The following is a 15,556-nucleotide window of genomic DNA, read 5'->3' as shown; positions in this document are numbered from 1 at the left end:
GGCCGTGTGCCCTCTCCTTCGGAACCGGCGGGGGTCCGGATTGGTGGGTCGTAGGAGATTTTTCCGGGAACTGCGGAAGTTGCCTCGACGCTCCGTTGGACACCATTCATCCGCTCTCGGAGAATTCGAGGTGTCCGCCGTCGGCCCGCAGTGGTGGCCCCGGGGCCGCGCCGTGCGGGTCGAGCGACGCGGCGGCTGGGCCCCCGCGCCTTCGAGCCCTTCGAGACGGTGACCTCGAAGATCACCCGGGCCTTCGACCACACGGCGCTCTTCACCGACCTGGACCTGTAAACACGCAGTTCCCCGGCCCACCCGAGGGGCGCGGGGAACTGCGCGATCAGCCACGACGAACCCGCGGCCGCTCAATCATCCGAGGAGGCAACCCGTCAGGCGCCCACAAGCCGACCCGCGAGGTAGCCCTCGATCTGGTCCAGCGACACCCGCTCCTGCTTCATCGAGTCCCGCTCGCGCACGGTCACCGCGTTGTCGTCGAGCGTGTCGAAGTCGACGGTCACGCAGTACGGCGTACCGATCTCGTCCTGGCGCCGGTAGCGGCGGCCGATCGCGCCCGCGTCGTCGAAGTCGATGTTCCAGTTCTGGCGCAGCGCCGCGGCCAGCCCCTTCGCCTTCGGGGACAGCTCGGGGTTGCGGGAGAGCGGGAGCACCGCGACCTTCACCGGCGCGATGCGGTGGTCCAGGCGCAGCACGGTGCGCTTCTCCAGCTTGCCCTTGGCGTTGGGCGCCTCGTCCTCGGTGTAGGCGTCGAGCAGGAACGCCAGCATCGTGCGGCCGACACCGGCGGCCGGCTCGATGACGAACGGCGTGTACCGCTCGCTGGACTCCTGGTCGTAGTACGACAGGTCCTGGCCGGAGGCCTTGGAGTGGGCGGAGAGGTCGTAGTCGGTGCGGTTGGCGACGCCCTCCAGCTCACCCCACTCGTTGCCGCCGAACTGGAAGCGGTACTCGATGTCGGCAGTGCGCTTGGAGTAGTGGGAGAGCTTCTCGGCCGGGTGGTCGTACCAGCGCATGTTCTCCTCGCGCATGCCCAGGCCGGTGTACCAGTTCCACCGCTCCTGCATCCAGTACTCCTGCCACTTCTCGTCCTCGCCCGGCTTGACGAAGAACTCCATCTCCATCTGCTCGAACTCGCGGGTGCGGAAGATGAAGTTGCCGGGCGTGATCTCGTTGCGGAAGGACTTGCCCATCTGGGCGATGCCGAACGGCGGCTTGCGGCGCGAAGTGGTCTGCACCTGGGCGAAGTTGGTGAAGATGCCCTGGGCGGTCTCGGGGCGCAGGTAGGCGACGGAGCCGGTGTCCTGGGTGGGGCCGAGGTGCGTGGAGAGCAGACCCGAGAACTGCTTGGGCTCGGTGAACTGGCCCTTGGTGCCGCAGTTGGGGCAGTTGACGTCCACGAGGCCGTTCTCCGGGAGACGGCCCTTCTTCGCCTCGTACGCCTCCTCAAGGTGGTCCGCGCGGAACCGCTTGTGGCAGGAGGTGCACTCGGTGAGCGGGTCGGAGAAGGTGGCGACGTGGCCGGAGGCGACCCAGACCTCGGGGGCCAGGATGACGGACGAGTCGATACCGACCACGTCCTCGCGCGACGTCACCATGTAGCGCCACCACTGACGCTTGATGTTCTCCTTGAGCTCGACACCCAGCGGTCCGTAGTCCCAGGCGGCACGCTGGCCGCCGTAGATCTCGCTGCACGGGAATACGAAGCCACGGCGCTTGCTCAGGCTGACGATGGTGTCGATCTTGTCGGCGGCCACGGTGCTCTCTTCATTACGACGACGGGCGACGAAGCGATGCGCTCCTGGAGGGAAGCGAACGCGCTTCAGAGCGAATGCCTCAGGTTACCGGCGGGGGCTGCCCTCCGATCAAATCGGTTCGGAGAAGGAGACGGGAAGGAGGGGACGAGAGCCGGACAAAGGCCTTACCAAGGGCTTACCACCAGGCTTGTTGACAATCGTTTCCAGATAAGATGAAAATGACTGTCATGAACGTACGACGACGCCCGCGTCCCCTCATATCCGGGACCGCCGCGGCGGTGGCCACCGCACTCGGCCTCGCCACCCTCTCGGCATGCTCCTCCGACAGCGCCGCCGCAGGCAACACGGACAAGTTCGACGTCGTCGCGTCGTTCTACCCGATGGCCTTCCTCGCCGAGCAGATCGGCGGGAAGTACGTGCACGTCACCAGTCTGACCGAACCCGGCCAGGAGCCGCACGACCTGGAGATCAGCGCCAAGCAGACGGCCGCCCTCCAGGAGTCGGACGCCGTGCTCTACCTCAAGGGCCTGCAGCCCTCCGTCGACGACGCGGTCGCGCAGTCCGAGGTCGGGACGAAGATCAACGCCGCCACGCTGACCGCCATGGAGCACCACGGCAACGAGGTCGGCGGCCACTCGGCCGAGCACGACGACCACGAGAACGAGGAGCTGGAGGGCAAGGACCCGCACATCTGGCTCGACCCCGTGAAGTACGCGGAGGTCGCCAAGGGGGTCGGCGCCGCCTTCGAGAAGGCCGACCCGGACCACGCCTCGACGTACAAGACCAACACCGAGGCCCTGGTCATGAAGCTGGGCGCGCTCGACGACCAGTTCGAGAACGGTCTGAAGAACACCGACACCAAGGTCTTCATCACCACCCACGCCGCCTTCGGCTACCTCGCCGAGCGCTACGGCCTCACCGAGGAGGCCATCTCCGGCCTCGACCCCGAGTCCGAGCCGAGTGGCGCGCGGGTCAAGGCACTTGAGACCATGGCGAAGGCCGACGGCGTGACCACCGTGTTCTACGAGACACTGGTCAGCGACAAGACCGCGAAGACCATCGCCGCCGACGCGAACCTCAGGACCGACGTCCTCGACCCGATCGAGGGCATCACCGCGAAGTCGCGCGGCAAGGACTACTTCGCGGTGCAGGAAGCCAACCTGAAGGCACTCCGGACAGCCCTGGGAGCCAAGTGACCTCGTCGACCCTCCGGAGGCAGCAGGCATGACCGAGCCCGTCATCTCGTTGCGCGGCGTCCGCGCCGAACTGGGCTCGCGCACGGTCCTGCGCGGCATCGACCTCACCGTCCACCGCGGTGAGGTCGTCGCGCTGCTCGGCGCCAACGGCTCCGGCAAGTCCACCGCCGTCCGCACGGTGATCGGGCAGGTACCGGTGAGCGACGGCGAGATCGAGCTGTTCGGCACCCCGCGCCGCCGCTTCCGCGACTGGCGGCGCGTCGGGTACGTACCGCAGCGCACGACCGCGGCGGGCGGCGTGCCCGCGACCGTGACGGAGATCGTGGCCTCGGGCCGGCTCTCCCGCACCCGTCTCGGCATCCTGCGCAAGGCCGACCGCGAGGCGATCCGGCGCGCCCTGGAGCTGGTCGGCATGGCGGACCGCGCCAAGGACTCGGTGAACGCCCTCTCCGGCGGCCAGCACCAGCGCGTCCTCATCGCCCGCGCCCTCGCCTGCGAACCCGAGCTGCTGATCATGGACGAGCCGATGGCGGGCGTCGACCTGGCCAGCCAGGAGGTCCTGGCCGCCACCCTGCGCGAGCAGGTCACCAAGGGCACCACGGTGCTGCTGGTCCTCCACGAACTGGGTCCGCTGGAGCCGCTGATCGACCGCGCGGTCGTCCTGCGCGACGGCTGCGTCACCCACGACGGCCCGCCCCCGGAGGCGGTCGGCCAGCACGCCCTGCCCGGCCACGACCACGTCCACCCGCACGCGGCCCCCGGCGCCGAGCCGGTCCGCACCGGCCTGCTGAGCTGAGAAGGCACCCACGATGGACATCCTCGACTACGCCTTCATGCAGCGGGCCCTGCTGGCCGCCGTCCTCGTCGGCATCACCGCCCCCGCCATCGGCATCTACCTCGTCCAGCGCCGCCAGGCCCTCATGGGCGACGGCATCGGCCATGTCGCCATGACCGGCGTCGGCCTCGGCTTCATGCTGTCGTGGTCCCCGGTCTGGATGGCGACGCTCGTGTCCGTGGCCGGCGCCGTGCTGATGGAGCTGATCCGCTGGTACGGCAGGACGCGCGGCGACATCGCGCTCGCCATGCTCTTCTACGGCGGCATGGCGGGCGGTGTGATGCTCATCAACCTCGCGCCCGGCGGCACCAACGCCAACCTGATGTCGTTCCTCTTCGGTTCGCTGTCGACCGTGTCACAGGAGGACATCACCGCGATCTGCGTCCTGGCCGCGTTCGTGATCGTGATGACCCTCGCCCTGCGGCGGCAGCTGTTCGCGGTCAGCCAGGACGAGGAGTTCGCCCGGGTCACCGGCCTGCCGGTCCGCGCGCTGAACCTGCTGACGGCGGTCACGGCGGCCGTGACCGTGACGGTCGCCATGCGCGTCGTCGGCCTGCTGCTGGTGTCCGCGCTGATGGTCGTCCCCGTCGCCGCCGCACAGCAGCTCACCCGCAGTTTCGCGGCCACCTTCGCGGTCGCCGTCGCCATCGGGGTCTGCGTCACCATCGGCGGCACGGTCACCTCGTACTACCAGGACGTGCCCCCCGGCGCGACCATCGTGCTGCTCGCCATCGCCGCGTTCATGCTGCTCACCGCGCTGGCGACCCCCCTGGCCCGGCGGCGCGCGAAGGCCCTGCAGGCGTTGGCCGGCGACCCGGCGGAGTGCGGGATCGCGAAGACCGACGAGGTCGGCGGGGCCGTCGCCGGAGCGGGAAAGCCCGGGGACACGGTTCCCGCCAGCCGGGCCTCCGTCGAGGGGTCCACGGGCTGACCGGCGTCCGCGGCAACCCGGCCGGTGCGCGCGGGCTGGCACAATGGCCCCCGCAAGACCGCTACGTGAGGAGGCAACGGTGACGACCGCCGGACCCGTACGAGGTCGTTCCACCCGGCAGCGGGCGGCCGTGGCCGCGGCTCTCGACGAGGTCGACGAGTTCCGCAGCGCGCAGGAACTCCACGACATGCTCAAGCACAAGGGCGACTCGGTCGGGCTCACCACCGTGTACCGCACGCTCCAGTCCCTCGCCGACGCGGGCGAGGTCGACGTCCTGCGCACCTCCGACGGCGAGTCGGTGTATCGCCGCTGCTCCACCGGCGAGCACCACCACCACCTCGTCTGCCGCGTCTGCGGCAAGGCCGTGGAGGTGGAGGGCCCGGCGGTCGAGAAGTGGGCCGACGCGATCGCGGCGGAACACGGCTTCGTGAACGTGGCCCACACGGTGGAGATCTTCGGCACCTGCGAGGAGTGCGCGGCGAAGACCTCGTGAGGCCGGCCGGGCCGCATCGGGCCCGGCCACCCGGAGCCGGATCCGTCCCGGCCCGCTCCGCCTAGGCCTTGCGGCCGAAGCAGCGCTCCAGCTCGTCCAGGTCGTAGAAGGCGCTGTGCCTCGACACCGGACGGCAGCCGGCCTTGAAGGCGGTCTCCTTCTCGTTGTAGAGCATCCGGACCAGGTACGTGGAGCCCTTCCGGAAGACGTCCCACTGGATGTTCGCGCCCAGCGGCGCCACGTCCGCCCCGCGCCAGGGGTTGTCCGCGTAGGTGTACGGCCGCCCGGCGGCGGCACCCTTCGTGCTGCCCGGCAGGCCCATCAGCGCGGCGAGCGGGATGATCTCCTCGGCGTGGGTGAACCGCAGCTCCGCGCCCAGCTCGCTCGTGCCGTCGCGCTCGGCCTCGGCCCGCGCGAAGAAGTCGTCGAGCAGGACGTCGGCCATCCGGTAGGTGATGTCGCCGTCGGCGAAGCTCGGGCCCTTCTCGTAGAAGTCCTCGGCGTCGCCGAGGTAACCGAACCAGGCGGCGTCGGACCGCGAGAGGTACCGGTCCATCCCCCAGCCCCTGCCGCCGGGGCTCTCCTCACTCATGGCGGGGGCGATGGCGTAGAGGTTGTAGACGGCCTCGGCGGCGTCGACGGCGCTGCCGGTCGAGGCGAACTCACCGGCCTCGATCCGCTGCACGAACGCCGGCTTGAAGATCTTCTTCAGTACGTTCGTGGCGGCGCGGGCCGTGGCCGGCTGGTCCTTGATGCCCTTGAGGGTGTCCGCGAGCCGCTGGTCGTTCGCCAGCCAGGTCTGGTACGCGGCGCCGCCGGAGGACTTGTGGAAGTACAGCAGGTTCTTGTCGGTGCGGGTGGGGCCGATGAGCGGCTCGACGCCCGGGGCGGCGTCGCCGAGGGCGGCGGCGAAGGTGGTGCCGCTGTCGACGGCCCGCCCCTGCCCGGAGCTGACCACGTCGATCCGCCCCGCGTCCGCGGGGTCCCGGGCGATCCGCCGGAACAGCCCCGGCAGCCGCTTCACCAGCCGGGTGGCCGTGTCCCGCATCTCCCGCTTGCCGCGCCCGCTGAGGTTGCCGTACCCGATCTTCGCCATGGCGGCTTCGAGGGCGCGCACCCGGGGCCCGAACTCCCGTCCGCGCGAGGTGAGTTGGCCCTCGCTCGACGCTCTGTCCCACAGCGCGAGGATCAGGTCGCCGTCCGCGGCGTCGGTCGCCGAGCGCGAGCCGTGCCGGGAGACGTTCTCCGTGAACACCGGGACGAAGCCCCTGGGCGCGCTCTGGTACGTGCGGGCGTCCTGCCTCGGCGCGTACGTGGCCTTCGTGCCGTAGCCGAGGGTGGTGGCCGAGGTGTGCCGACCGGTCGTGGCCTGCGCCGGCAGCGGGGCGACCAGCAGGGCGCTGAGGCCGAGGGCCAGGGCGGGGGCGGTGCGTCTCATGGTGGACCGTTCCGTCATGTGTCGGGGAGAGCCGGGGAGAGCCGGGGATCTCCCTCATGCTTCGTGGACGACATGAACGCGCCGTGGCTGAAAAGTATGGTCCCGCCCAAGTGCCGCACCGGCCCGCGCCAAGCGCTCCGGACCGAACGCTCCGGGCCGAGCGCTCAGGGCCGAACGCTCCGGGCCGAGCGCTCCCGGCCGAGCGTCACAGCCGGGCCAGGCCTTCCCGGGCGAGGACGGCCCGCAGCCGCTCGGCGTCGGCGGGGACGCGCAGGCCCCGCTTCGGCAGCACGGTGAAGCGGGGCACCTGGGAGTGCCCGTCGAGCAGGACGAAGGTGTGCGGGGTCTCCGCGTACCGGGACACCTGTGACCAGCGGGCCACCCGCTCGGTGCCCCGGTCGTGCTCCACGGTCACGCCCCAGGAGTCCAGCACCGTGCGGTGGACGCCGAGCGGTGCCGCGCGGCGGTGGAGCCGGCGGGCCTCGACGTGCGGGAGGACCAGCAGCCCGAGGACCGGGGCGGCCGTCATCACCAGCACCTTGGGGTCGGGCACGGCGCCGAGCAGCGTCGGCACCGCCGCCAGGACCAGACCCAGGGTGCCGGAGACGAGCAACAGCCCCCTCCCCCACCGGCCGGCCGAGGAGGCACGGGTGGACGCGCGGACCGCCTCGCGGAAGTCCCGGGCCGTCGCCCGGTACTCCAGCTCCACGTTCTCCCCAGCGGCCTCGGCCAAGGGTCAGTCCTCCGTCCGGCCCTCCATGGCGAGCAGTTCCTCGTTCGGGATCGCGCCGCCGAAGCGGCGGTCGCGGGAGGCGAACTCCAGGCAGGCGCGCCACAGGTCACGGCGGTCGAAGTCGGGCCACAGCACGTCCTGGAAGACCATCTCGGCGTAGGCGCTCTGCCAGAGCAGGTAGTTGGAGGTGCGCTGTTCGCCGCTGGGGCGCAGGAAGAGGTCGACGTCCGGCATGTCCGGGTAGTAGAGGTACTTCGCGAAGGTCTTCTCGGTGACCTTGGAGGGGTCGAGGCGGCCCGCGCGGACGTCCTCGGCGAGGGCCTGGGCCGCGTCGGCGATCTCGGCACGGCCGCCGTAGTTCATGCAGAAGTACAGCGTCAGCCGGTCGTTGTCCTTGGTCTGCTCCTGGGCGACCTGGAGTTCCTTGGCGACCGACTTCCACAGCTTGGGCATCCGGCCCACCCAGCGGACCCGGATGCCCAGCGCGTCGAGCTGGTCGCGGGTCTTGCGGATGAAGTCGCGGTTGAAGTTCATGAGGAAGCGGACCTCGTCGGGCGAGCGCTTCCAGTTCTCGGTGGAGAAGGCGTAGAGGGAGATGTTGCGCACGCCGATCTCGACCGAGCCCTGGAGGACGTCCAGGACGCGCTCGGCGCCGACCTTGTGGCCCTCGGTGCGCGGCAGCCCGCGCTCCTTGGCCCAGCGGCCGTTGCCGTCCATGACGATCGCCACGTGCTTGGGGATCAGCTCGCCGGGGAGTTTGGGCGGGCGGGCGCCGGACGGGTGCGGCGTCGGTGCCTCGTACTCGCGGCGCTGACGCCCCAGGAACCCGCGTACCACCATGTGCTTCTCGTCTCCTCTGTGATGCTCGACTCTGTGGTGCTCGACTGTGTGCTGCTCGACGGCTGTGCCTGCCGGACGGCCGCGAGCCGCCTACGACTTCTCCACGTACCGGAGGGAGCGCAGGCCGCGCTCCAGATGCCAGTGCAGATAGGCGGACACCAGCCCGCTGCCCTCCCGCACGTGCCGCGGCTCGCTCGCGTCCGCGGTCTCCCAGTCTCCCGTGAGCAGCGCGGCGAGCAGCCGCAGTGTCTGCGGTGAGGGTACGACGCTGCCGGGCATCCGGCAGTCCACGCAGACCGACCCCCCGGCGGCGACGGAGAAGAAGCGGTTCGGGCCGGGCATGCCGCACTTGGCGCAGTCGCCGAAGCTGGGGGCGTAGCCGTTGACGGCGAGTGAGCGCAGGAGGAAGGCGTCGAGGACGAGGTGCGGCGCGTGCTCGCCGCGGGCGAGGGTGCGCAGCCCGCCGACGAGCAGCAGGTACTGCTGCACGGCGGGCTCGCCCTCGTGGTCCGTGAACCGTTCGGCCGTCTCCAGCATGGCCGTCCCGGCGGTGTAGCGGGCGTAGTCGCTGACGATGCCGCCGCCGTAGGGGGCGATGGTCTCGCTCTGGGTGCACAGGGGCAGCCCGCGTCCGATCAGCTCGCTGCCCCGCGCGAAGAACTGCACGTCCACGTGCGAGAAGGGTTCGAGCCGCGCCCCGAACTTCGACTTGGTCCGCCGCACCCCCCGGGCCACCGCCCGCACCCGCCCGTGCCCCCGGGTGAGCAACGTGATGATCCGGTCGGCCTCGCCGAGCTTCTGGGTGCGCAGCACGACACCGTCGTCACGGAACAGACTCATCGCCCACCCCCGCAGGTCCCCCGCCGGGGGCACCGGGGCCGCCCCCCGGAAGACAACAGCATGATCCGCTCCGCCGCACCCGGCTTCCGGGTGCGCGGGACGACGGTGTCGTCGCGGAACGGACTCATGCCGCCCATTCTCGCCTACGGTCACCCCTTCAAGGGACCTCGCCCCGACTGCGGGCGTTCTCGTACGCGGTCGCCGCGCGCAGCCGTTCTATGGTCGTGGCGGCCCGGACGGCGTCGGGGGCGCAGTCCCACTCCCTTCCGCCGCCGACCGGCCGCAGCTGGACGTAGGGGCCCTCGTGGCCCATGACCCGGCCGACCCTGCCCGTGCGGGTGTCGACCGCGTAGGTGCCGACCGCCGGCTTCTTCCCGTGTCCGCTCACCGCAGGGCCGCCGCCGAAATACCCGGTACCGACAGAACAATTCCTGCCTTTCCGGCCGTCCGCCGCAATTCCTCCACCGCATCCTCCGCCTCTTCGACGCGCCCGCCGAGTTCCGCCCGCCGGGCCTTCTCCCGCCGCCTTCACGGTGCTCCCCCACACCGTCGAATTTCACTCTTCGCATCCCTCCGGTGACCCCTGGTGCCTAAACTCGGCGGGAGTCTGTCCCGTACAACTACGAGGCGGCGCGAAAGCGTTGGGTCGAGGCCGACGGACCTGGACGGCCGGGAACGAGACCGGGCGCGGTCCTCACAGCATCGTCACAGGTGGTCCTCACATACGAGGGGAATCTCCGCGTTGTCCACCTAAGATTCCCTTTGGTTCCCCCGTTTTCCGACAACTCGCCGACGCATCACGTGTCATGGGAAACCACCCGGCGTACATGAGCGTCGAACACTGCGTGAGCAACCGCTGTCCCGGCGGTCCGAAAGCACGGAAGATGGGGACCCGTGGAGCTGGAATTCCGACTGCTCGGCCCGGTCGAGGCATGGCACGGTGACAGACCCCTGCGGCTGGGCGGGCCGAAGCCGCGCGCGCTGCTGGCCGTGCTGCTGCTGAGGGCCGGGCAGGTGGTGCCCGCGGACGCGTTGGTGGACGTGATCTGGGGGGACGAGCCCCCGGACACCGCGCGGGCGCTGGTGCAGACGTACGTGTCGGCGCTGCGGCGGGCCCTGCCGCCCGAGGCGGCGGAGGCGATCGAGACCCGGCCCCCGGGATACGTGATGCGGCCCGGGGTCGGGCGGGTCGATCTGGCGGAGTTCGAGGCATACACGGCGGACGCGCGGCGGGCCGCCGCCGACGGGGACCACGCGCAGGCGGCCCGGCTGCTACGAGAGGCACTGGAGCTGTGGCACGGCCCCGCGCTCGGCGGCGTCGGGGACGCGCTGCGCGGCGAGGCCGGACGGCTGGAGGAGGCCCGGCAGGCGGCCCTGGAGGAACGGATCGCCGCCGAGCTGGAGACCGGCGGGCACGAGGCGGAGCTGGTCACGGAGCTGACCTCGCTGGTCGAGGCCCGCCCGACCCGGGAGCGGCCGCGCGGCCAGCTCATGCTGGGGCTGTACCGGCTGGGCCGGCAGGCGGACGCGCTGGCCGTCCACGCGGAGGGCCGGGCCGCGCTCGCCGAGGAACTGGGGCTCGACCCGGGCCCGGAGCTGACCAGGCTGTACGAGGCCATCCTGCGGGCCGACCCGGCCCTGCTCACCGCCACGACGGCCCCCGTCGCCCCCCGGCCCGCCGCCGCCCCCCGGCCGGTGTCGCTCCTGCCGCCCGCCATCGGGGACTTCACCGGCCGGGAGGAGGAACTGGCGGGGGTCGTCGGGGCGTTGCGGGGCGCGCGGGAGGCGATGCCGGTCGTCGTGGTGTCGGGGGCCGCCGGGGTCGGCAAGTCGGCCCTCGCCGTGCAGGCCGCGCACCGCGTGGCGGACGCCTACCCCGACGGGCAGCTCTACGCCGAACTGCACGGCTTCAGCGAGCCCGTACCGCCCGCCGAGGTGCTGGGCCGGCTGCTGCGGGCGCTCGGCGCGGACCCGCCCGAGGACACCGCCGAGCGCGGCGACCTGTTCCGCAGCCTCGTCGCCGGGCGGCGGATCCTGCTGGTCCTGGACGACGCGAACGGCGAGGCCCAGGTACGGCCGCTGCTGCCGGGCAGCGCCACCTGCGGGGTCCTGGTGACCTCACGGGCCCGGCTCGGGGGGCTCGTCGGGGCCCGGCGCACCGACCTGGACGTCCTGGACGACGCGCGCGGCCTGGAACTGCTCACCCGGGTCACCGGCCCGGAACGCACCCCGGACGACCCGCGTGAACAGGCCGCGGCGCGGCGCATCGTCGAGCTGTGCGGCGGGCTGCCGCTGGCCCTGCGGATCGCGGGGGCCCGCCTGGCGACCCGGCGCCACTGGACGCCCAGCGTGCTCGCCGAGCGTCTCGCCGACGAACACCGCCGCCTGGACGAGCTGTCCGTGGGCGACCTGGAGGTACGGGCCGGTCTCGGCCTCAGCTACCGGGCGCTCGACGAGTGCGCCCGCCGGGTCCTGCGCCGCATCGCCACCCTCGGTTCGGCGGACGTCGCCGTGTGGACGGTGGCCGCGCTCTCCGGCATGCCCGAGGACGGGGCGGAGGAGGTCCTCGAACGCCTCCTGGACGCCCAGCTGATCAACTGCCCCGGCACCGACCAGGTCGGCCAGCCCCGCTACCGCCTGCACGACCTGGTCCGCGTCTACGCGGCCGAACGCGCGGAGACCGAGGACCCGGTGGAGGACCGCACGGCGGCGGTGGGCAGGGCCCTGAGCGCGGGCCTGTGGCTGATGGACCGGGTGACGGAGGCGGCACCCTCGGGTGCGGTGACCTTGAGGCAGGGCTTCCGAGGAGCGCCCCTGAAGGGGCGCGGGGCCGTGACACCTGCGGCTCCGCCGCGCGGGCGCGAGCAACCAGGACGGACCGGAAGCCGCGAACCGGCAGACGCCCCCACCCCGGTAGGCGCACGCACCACCCGCCGAGCCCTGGAGGACCCCTTCGCCTGGTTCGACGCGGAAGCCGACGCCCTCACCACCGCCGTCGAGCGCGCGGCGGCGATGGGCCTGCACACCCTCGCCTGTGAGGCGGCGGCGGCCCTGTGCTCCTCCTCGTTCGCCATCAAGAACCGCTTCGACGCCTGGTGGCGCAGCCACGACGCCGCCCTCGCCGCGGCCCGCCGCGCCGAGGACCGCTCGGGCGAGGCCCTGCTGATCATCGGCCTGGGGCAGCTCCGCTACGAACAGGACCGCATCGCCGAGTCCCAGGAGTACTTCCGCACCGCGGAGCGCGTCTGCACCGAACTGGGCGACGTGCGCGGCCGGTCCGCCGCTCTCGCCGGCCTCGGCAGCGCCTGCCGCGAGGTCGGCGAACTGCGGGAGGCGGAACGGGCGTTGACCGACGCCGCCGAAGGCTTCCGGCGGGTCGGCGACGACACCGGGGTCGGGGTCGCCTGCCGGTACGGCGGTTCCGTACGCCTCGAACTCGGCGACCAGGAGGGCGCGTTCCCGCTGCTCGACGAGTCGCTGCGGGCGTACCGGCGGCTCGGCAGCCGGCGCGGCGAGGCACTGGCGCTGCGCACGCTCAGCCTGGTGCACCGCTCGCTCGGCGCGTACGAGGAGGCCGCGCGCGTGGCCGAGCGGGCGCTGGAGATCCTGCGCGAGATCGGCGACCCGCACATGGCGGCGTACGCCCTGCGGGCCCGGGCCAAGGCGCGGCTGCGGCTGGGACACGTGCGGGAGGCGGAGGCGGAGCTGCGCCAGATCGTGGAGGTCTGCCGGGTCCACGAGGACCGTTTCGGGGAGGCCCTGACGCTGCGCACGCTCGGCGAGTGCGCGCTGGCCGACGGGCGGCTGACGGACGCGGAGGGGCTGCTGACCGCGTCCGCCGCCCTCTGGGGCGTGCTCGCGCTGCCCCTCCCCCGGGCCCGCGCCCTGCGCAACCTGTCCGTCGTACGGGCCGCGCTCGGCGACAAGGAGGGCGCCGAGGCGCTGCGGGCCGAGGCGATGACGGTGTTCGAGGCCTGCGAGGCCCGCGAACGCCACGAGCCGTGGCCGTGGGTGTGATCCGCCCGTTCCGGGTCCTCGGGGCGCTCCGGGTGCTTCGCGCGTGTCCGGCCGGGTGACGGGGCGCGTTCACGCCCCTCGGCCAGGCCGAAACCCGCTTGCGGCCGACTTGCAGAGAACTTCCAGCGGAGTGCGCCATTCTCGGTGTCCTCGGGGGAACAACGGATCGGCCGGGCGACCACCGCCCGGCCGGTCGGCCCACCGGAGCGCACAGGGGACGGACCGGTGGGAACGTGACGACAGTGGGTTCGGAACAGCAGGACGGACTGGGGGAACACCCGGCTCCAGACCGCAGACCACCACTCAAGGGGGGAAGCCCCCGGGGAGGGACATCAGGGGATCAGGTCCCTCCCCGGGGTGCTGCCACGCACCCCGCCGCCGCACCCCTCCCGCCCGGTGGAAGACGACCCATGGCTTCGATCATCCTCATGAGCGACCCCGAGGTCGCCGGTGTCCCGGTCCAGGAGTGCGGTGAGCCCCTCGTCGACCTGAGGGAGCTGCCCTTCGTGGTGGTCGACTCCCGCCAGGCCGACCCCGAGGGGTCGTACGCGCACCTGCGCGAGGGCGTCGCCTGGCGTCTCGCCCGCGCCGCCCGGCTGCTCCCCGACGGGCTGCGGCTGCTGGTCACCGAGGGGTACCGGCCGCTCGCCCTGCAGATCGAGTACTTCGAGGCGTACGCCGCCGAACTGCGGCTCGCCCACCCGGACTGGACCGAGGAGCACCTCCACGTCCAGACCAGCCGTTCCCTCTCGCCTCCGGAGATCGGGCCGCATGTCGCGGGCGCCGCGGTCGACCTCACCCTGTGCACCGCCGCCGGGGAGGAACTCGACATGGGCACCCGTCTCGACGCGAGCCCCGAGGAGAGCGACGACGCCTGCTACACGGACGCGCCGAACATCTCCGACACCGCCCGCGCCAACCGCCGCACCCTGAGCGCCGCCCTCACCACGGCGGGGCTGGTGAACTACCCCACCGAGTGGTGGCACTGGTCGTACGGGGACCGGTACTGGGCGCTGATGACGGGCGCCCCGAACGCGCTGTACGGACCCGCGAGGACCGGCGTCTAGCCCGGTGGCCCGCGCCGGGCTCCGCCGTCCCCGCCGTCCCTACCCGTCCCATCCCCGAGGGCCGCACCCCGTCCTCCGTCGCCGCCCCGGCGGCGAACCCCGTAGCGGGGGTCGGGGGCAGCACCGCGCGGATGGGACGGGCAGAGGCGGCGGGGCGCGGTGGTGATGCCCGCCGCGGCCGGTCAGGCCCCGAACCGCCGTACGTACCGCCGCTGCCAGGGCGTCTCCACCGCGTGCCGGTCGTAGTGCCGGCGCACGTACGCCACGGCCTCGCCCGGCGGTACACCGTCCAGCACCGCGAGCGCGGCCAGCGCCGTGCCGGTGCGGCCCCTGCCGCCGCCGCACGCCACCTCGACCCGCTCGGTGGCCGCCCGGTCCCAGACCTCGCGCAGCACCCGTGCCGCCTCCGCCCGGTCGGCGGGCAGCCGGAAGTCGGGCCAGCGCAGCCAGCGGGCCGCCCAGGGGACCGCGGGCGGCTCCTTGCCGAGGCAGTACACGGCGTAGGTGGGCACGCTGCCGTCCGGGAGCGGGTGGCGCAGCCCCCGGCCGCGCACCAGCCGCCCCGAAGGCAGCCGCAGCACACCGGGGCCGGCCGGGTCCCAGGGCTCGATCGGCTCCGCCATGGCCCTAGCCCACCCCCCGCGACGCCTGCGCGGCCCTGGTCTCGATGCCCCTGAAGTGGTCGGCCATCGCCCGGCGCGCGCCCTCGACGTCGTGGGCGCGCAGGGCGGCCACGATGTCGCGGTGCCGGCGGATGGTCAGCTCGGGGGTGGGGTCGTCGGTCCAGCCGCGGGCACCGGCGACGCGCAGGAAGACGGTCCAGAAGGCGCCGAGGAGCTGGGGGACGAGCGTGTTGCCGAGGGAGGCGTAGAGGAGTTCGTGGAAGTCGCGGTCGAGTTCGGCCACGGACCCGCCCGCCTTCCCGGCCTCCTCCATCCGGTCCACCACGGCCGCGAGGGCGTCCAGTTCGTCCCGCGTGAGGGTGCCCGCCACCCGGCGTACGAGGCCGTCCTCCAGGATCTCGCGGATCTGGAGGATCTCGGCGAGCGCGGCGGTGTCGCCGTCGGGCCGGGCGAGGGTGCGGAAGGTGAGGCCGTCGATCAGAGGGGTGAGGGAGGCCTCGCCGACATAGGTGCCGTAGCCGTGCCGGATGTCGACGATGTCGAGGGCCTGCAGGGCCTTCAGGGCCTCCCGGACGGAGTTGCGGCTGACGCCGAGGTCCTCCATCAGCTCGGTCTCGGTGGGCAGCGGCGCACCCGCCCGGAGCCCCTGGTCGAGGATGAGCTGCATGACCTCGTGCTGGATCTGGCTGCTCACCCGCCGCTCGGGCCGGCGCCGGCCCCCGCTCTCCTGAGACATGCGCCGCATCGTACGCTCGCCGGACATCCGACGTCCCA

General features: G+C 72.6%; 14 protein-coding genes. 6 read left to right on the top strand and 8 right to left on the bottom strand.

Annotated elements, in window-relative coordinates:
• Positions 1–386: 386 nt before the first annotated feature.
• Positions 387–1,769, bottom strand: a complete 1,383-nt coding sequence (locus ACWCRJ_RS19950) for a glycine--tRNA ligase (protein ID WP_005479171.1) — start codon at positions 1,767–1,769, stop codon at positions 387–389.
• Positions 1,770–1,996: 227 nt separating this feature from the next.
• Between ACWCRJ_RS19950 and ACWCRJ_RS19945 the strand changes: the two genes are divergently transcribed.
• From ACWCRJ_RS19945 to ACWCRJ_RS19930, 4 genes are all read left to right on the top strand, one after another.
• Positions 1,997–2,965, top strand: coding sequence for a metal ABC transporter substrate-binding protein (locus ACWCRJ_RS19945; protein ID WP_450940493.1), 969 nt, complete (start codon positions 1,997–1,999; stop codon positions 2,963–2,965).
• Between the two features lie 28 nt (positions 2,966–2,993).
• Positions 2,994–3,761, top strand: a complete 768-nt coding sequence (locus tag ACWCRJ_RS19940; protein WP_450940492.1) for a metal ABC transporter ATP-binding protein — start codon at positions 2,994–2,996, stop codon at positions 3,759–3,761.
• Positions 3,762–3,774: 13 nt separating this feature from the next.
• Positions 3,775–4,731, top strand: a complete 957-nt coding sequence (locus tag ACWCRJ_RS19935; protein ID WP_450940491.1) for a metal ABC transporter permease — start codon at positions 3,775–3,777, stop codon at positions 4,729–4,731.
• A 79-nt stretch (positions 4,732–4,810) separates the two neighbouring features.
• Complete coding sequence (locus ACWCRJ_RS19930) at positions 4,811–5,224, top strand: Fur family transcriptional regulator (protein ID WP_046912928.1); 414 nt, start codon at positions 4,811–4,813, stop codon at positions 5,222–5,224.
• Between the two features lie 61 nt (positions 5,225–5,285).
• On the opposite strand, the gene ACWCRJ_RS19925 is transcribed toward ACWCRJ_RS19930, so the two are convergent.
• From ACWCRJ_RS19925 to ACWCRJ_RS19905, 5 genes are all read right to left on the bottom strand, one after another.
• Positions 5,286–6,662 (bottom strand): histidine-type phosphatase, encoded by a 1,377-nt coding sequence (locus ACWCRJ_RS19925; protein ID WP_450940490.1) that lies wholly within the window; start codon positions 6,660–6,662, stop codon positions 5,286–5,288.
• A 205-nt stretch (positions 6,663–6,867) separates the two neighbouring features.
• Positions 6,868–7,395 (bottom strand): YcxB family protein, encoded by a 528-nt coding sequence (locus ACWCRJ_RS19920; RefSeq protein WP_450940489.1) that lies wholly within the window; start codon positions 7,393–7,395, stop codon positions 6,868–6,870.
• Positions 7,396–7,398: 3 nt separating this feature from the next.
• The gene (locus ACWCRJ_RS19915) at positions 7,399–8,235 is read right to left on the bottom strand and encodes an isoprenyl transferase (protein ID WP_450940488.1); all 837 of its coding nucleotides are present in this window, start codon (positions 8,233–8,235) and stop codon (positions 7,399–7,401) included.
• Positions 8,236–8,325: 90 nt separating this feature from the next.
• Positions 8,326–9,075, bottom strand: a complete 750-nt coding sequence (recO, locus tag ACWCRJ_RS19910; RefSeq protein WP_005479186.1) for a DNA repair protein RecO — start codon at positions 9,073–9,075, stop codon at positions 8,326–8,328.
• Positions 9,076–9,232: 157 nt separating this feature from the next.
• Complete coding sequence (locus tag ACWCRJ_RS19905) at positions 9,233–9,463, bottom strand: hypothetical protein (protein ID WP_005479188.1); 231 nt, start codon at positions 9,461–9,463, stop codon at positions 9,233–9,235.
• Between the two features lie 506 nt (positions 9,464–9,969).
• Between ACWCRJ_RS19905 and ACWCRJ_RS19900 the strand changes: the two genes are divergently transcribed.
• Positions 9,970–13,092 carry a BTAD domain-containing putative transcriptional regulator gene (locus ACWCRJ_RS19900; RefSeq protein ID WP_450940487.1) on the top strand — a complete coding sequence of 1,041 codons (3,123 nt, stop codon included), beginning with the start codon at positions 9,970–9,972 and terminating at the stop codon, positions 13,090–13,092.
• Between the two features lie 410 nt (positions 13,093–13,502).
• Positions 13,503–14,159, top strand: a complete 657-nt coding sequence (locus ACWCRJ_RS19895; protein ID WP_450940486.1) for a M15 family metallopeptidase — start codon at positions 13,503–13,505, stop codon at positions 14,157–14,159.
• Between the two features lie 182 nt (positions 14,160–14,341).
• On the opposite strand, the gene ACWCRJ_RS19890 is transcribed toward ACWCRJ_RS19895, so the two are convergent.
• Together ACWCRJ_RS19890 and ACWCRJ_RS19885 are read right to left on the bottom strand one after the other, a co-directional pair.
• The gene (locus ACWCRJ_RS19890) at positions 14,342–14,782 is read right to left on the bottom strand and encodes a protein-tyrosine phosphatase family protein (RefSeq protein WP_450940485.1); all 441 of its coding nucleotides are present in this window, start codon (positions 14,780–14,782) and stop codon (positions 14,342–14,344) included.
• A gap of 4 nt (positions 14,783–14,786) precedes the next feature.
• Positions 14,787–15,527, bottom strand: a complete 741-nt coding sequence (locus tag ACWCRJ_RS19885; protein ID WP_450940591.1) for a FadR/GntR family transcriptional regulator — start codon at positions 15,525–15,527, stop codon at positions 14,787–14,789.
• Positions 15,528–15,556: the final 29 nt, after the last annotated feature.

It is taken from the genome of Streptomyces sp. NPDC002324, from assembly GCF_053593335.1.
The sequence above is the reverse complement of the archived record's forward strand: the minus strand, read 5'-3'. Positions and strand labels throughout refer to the sequence as shown.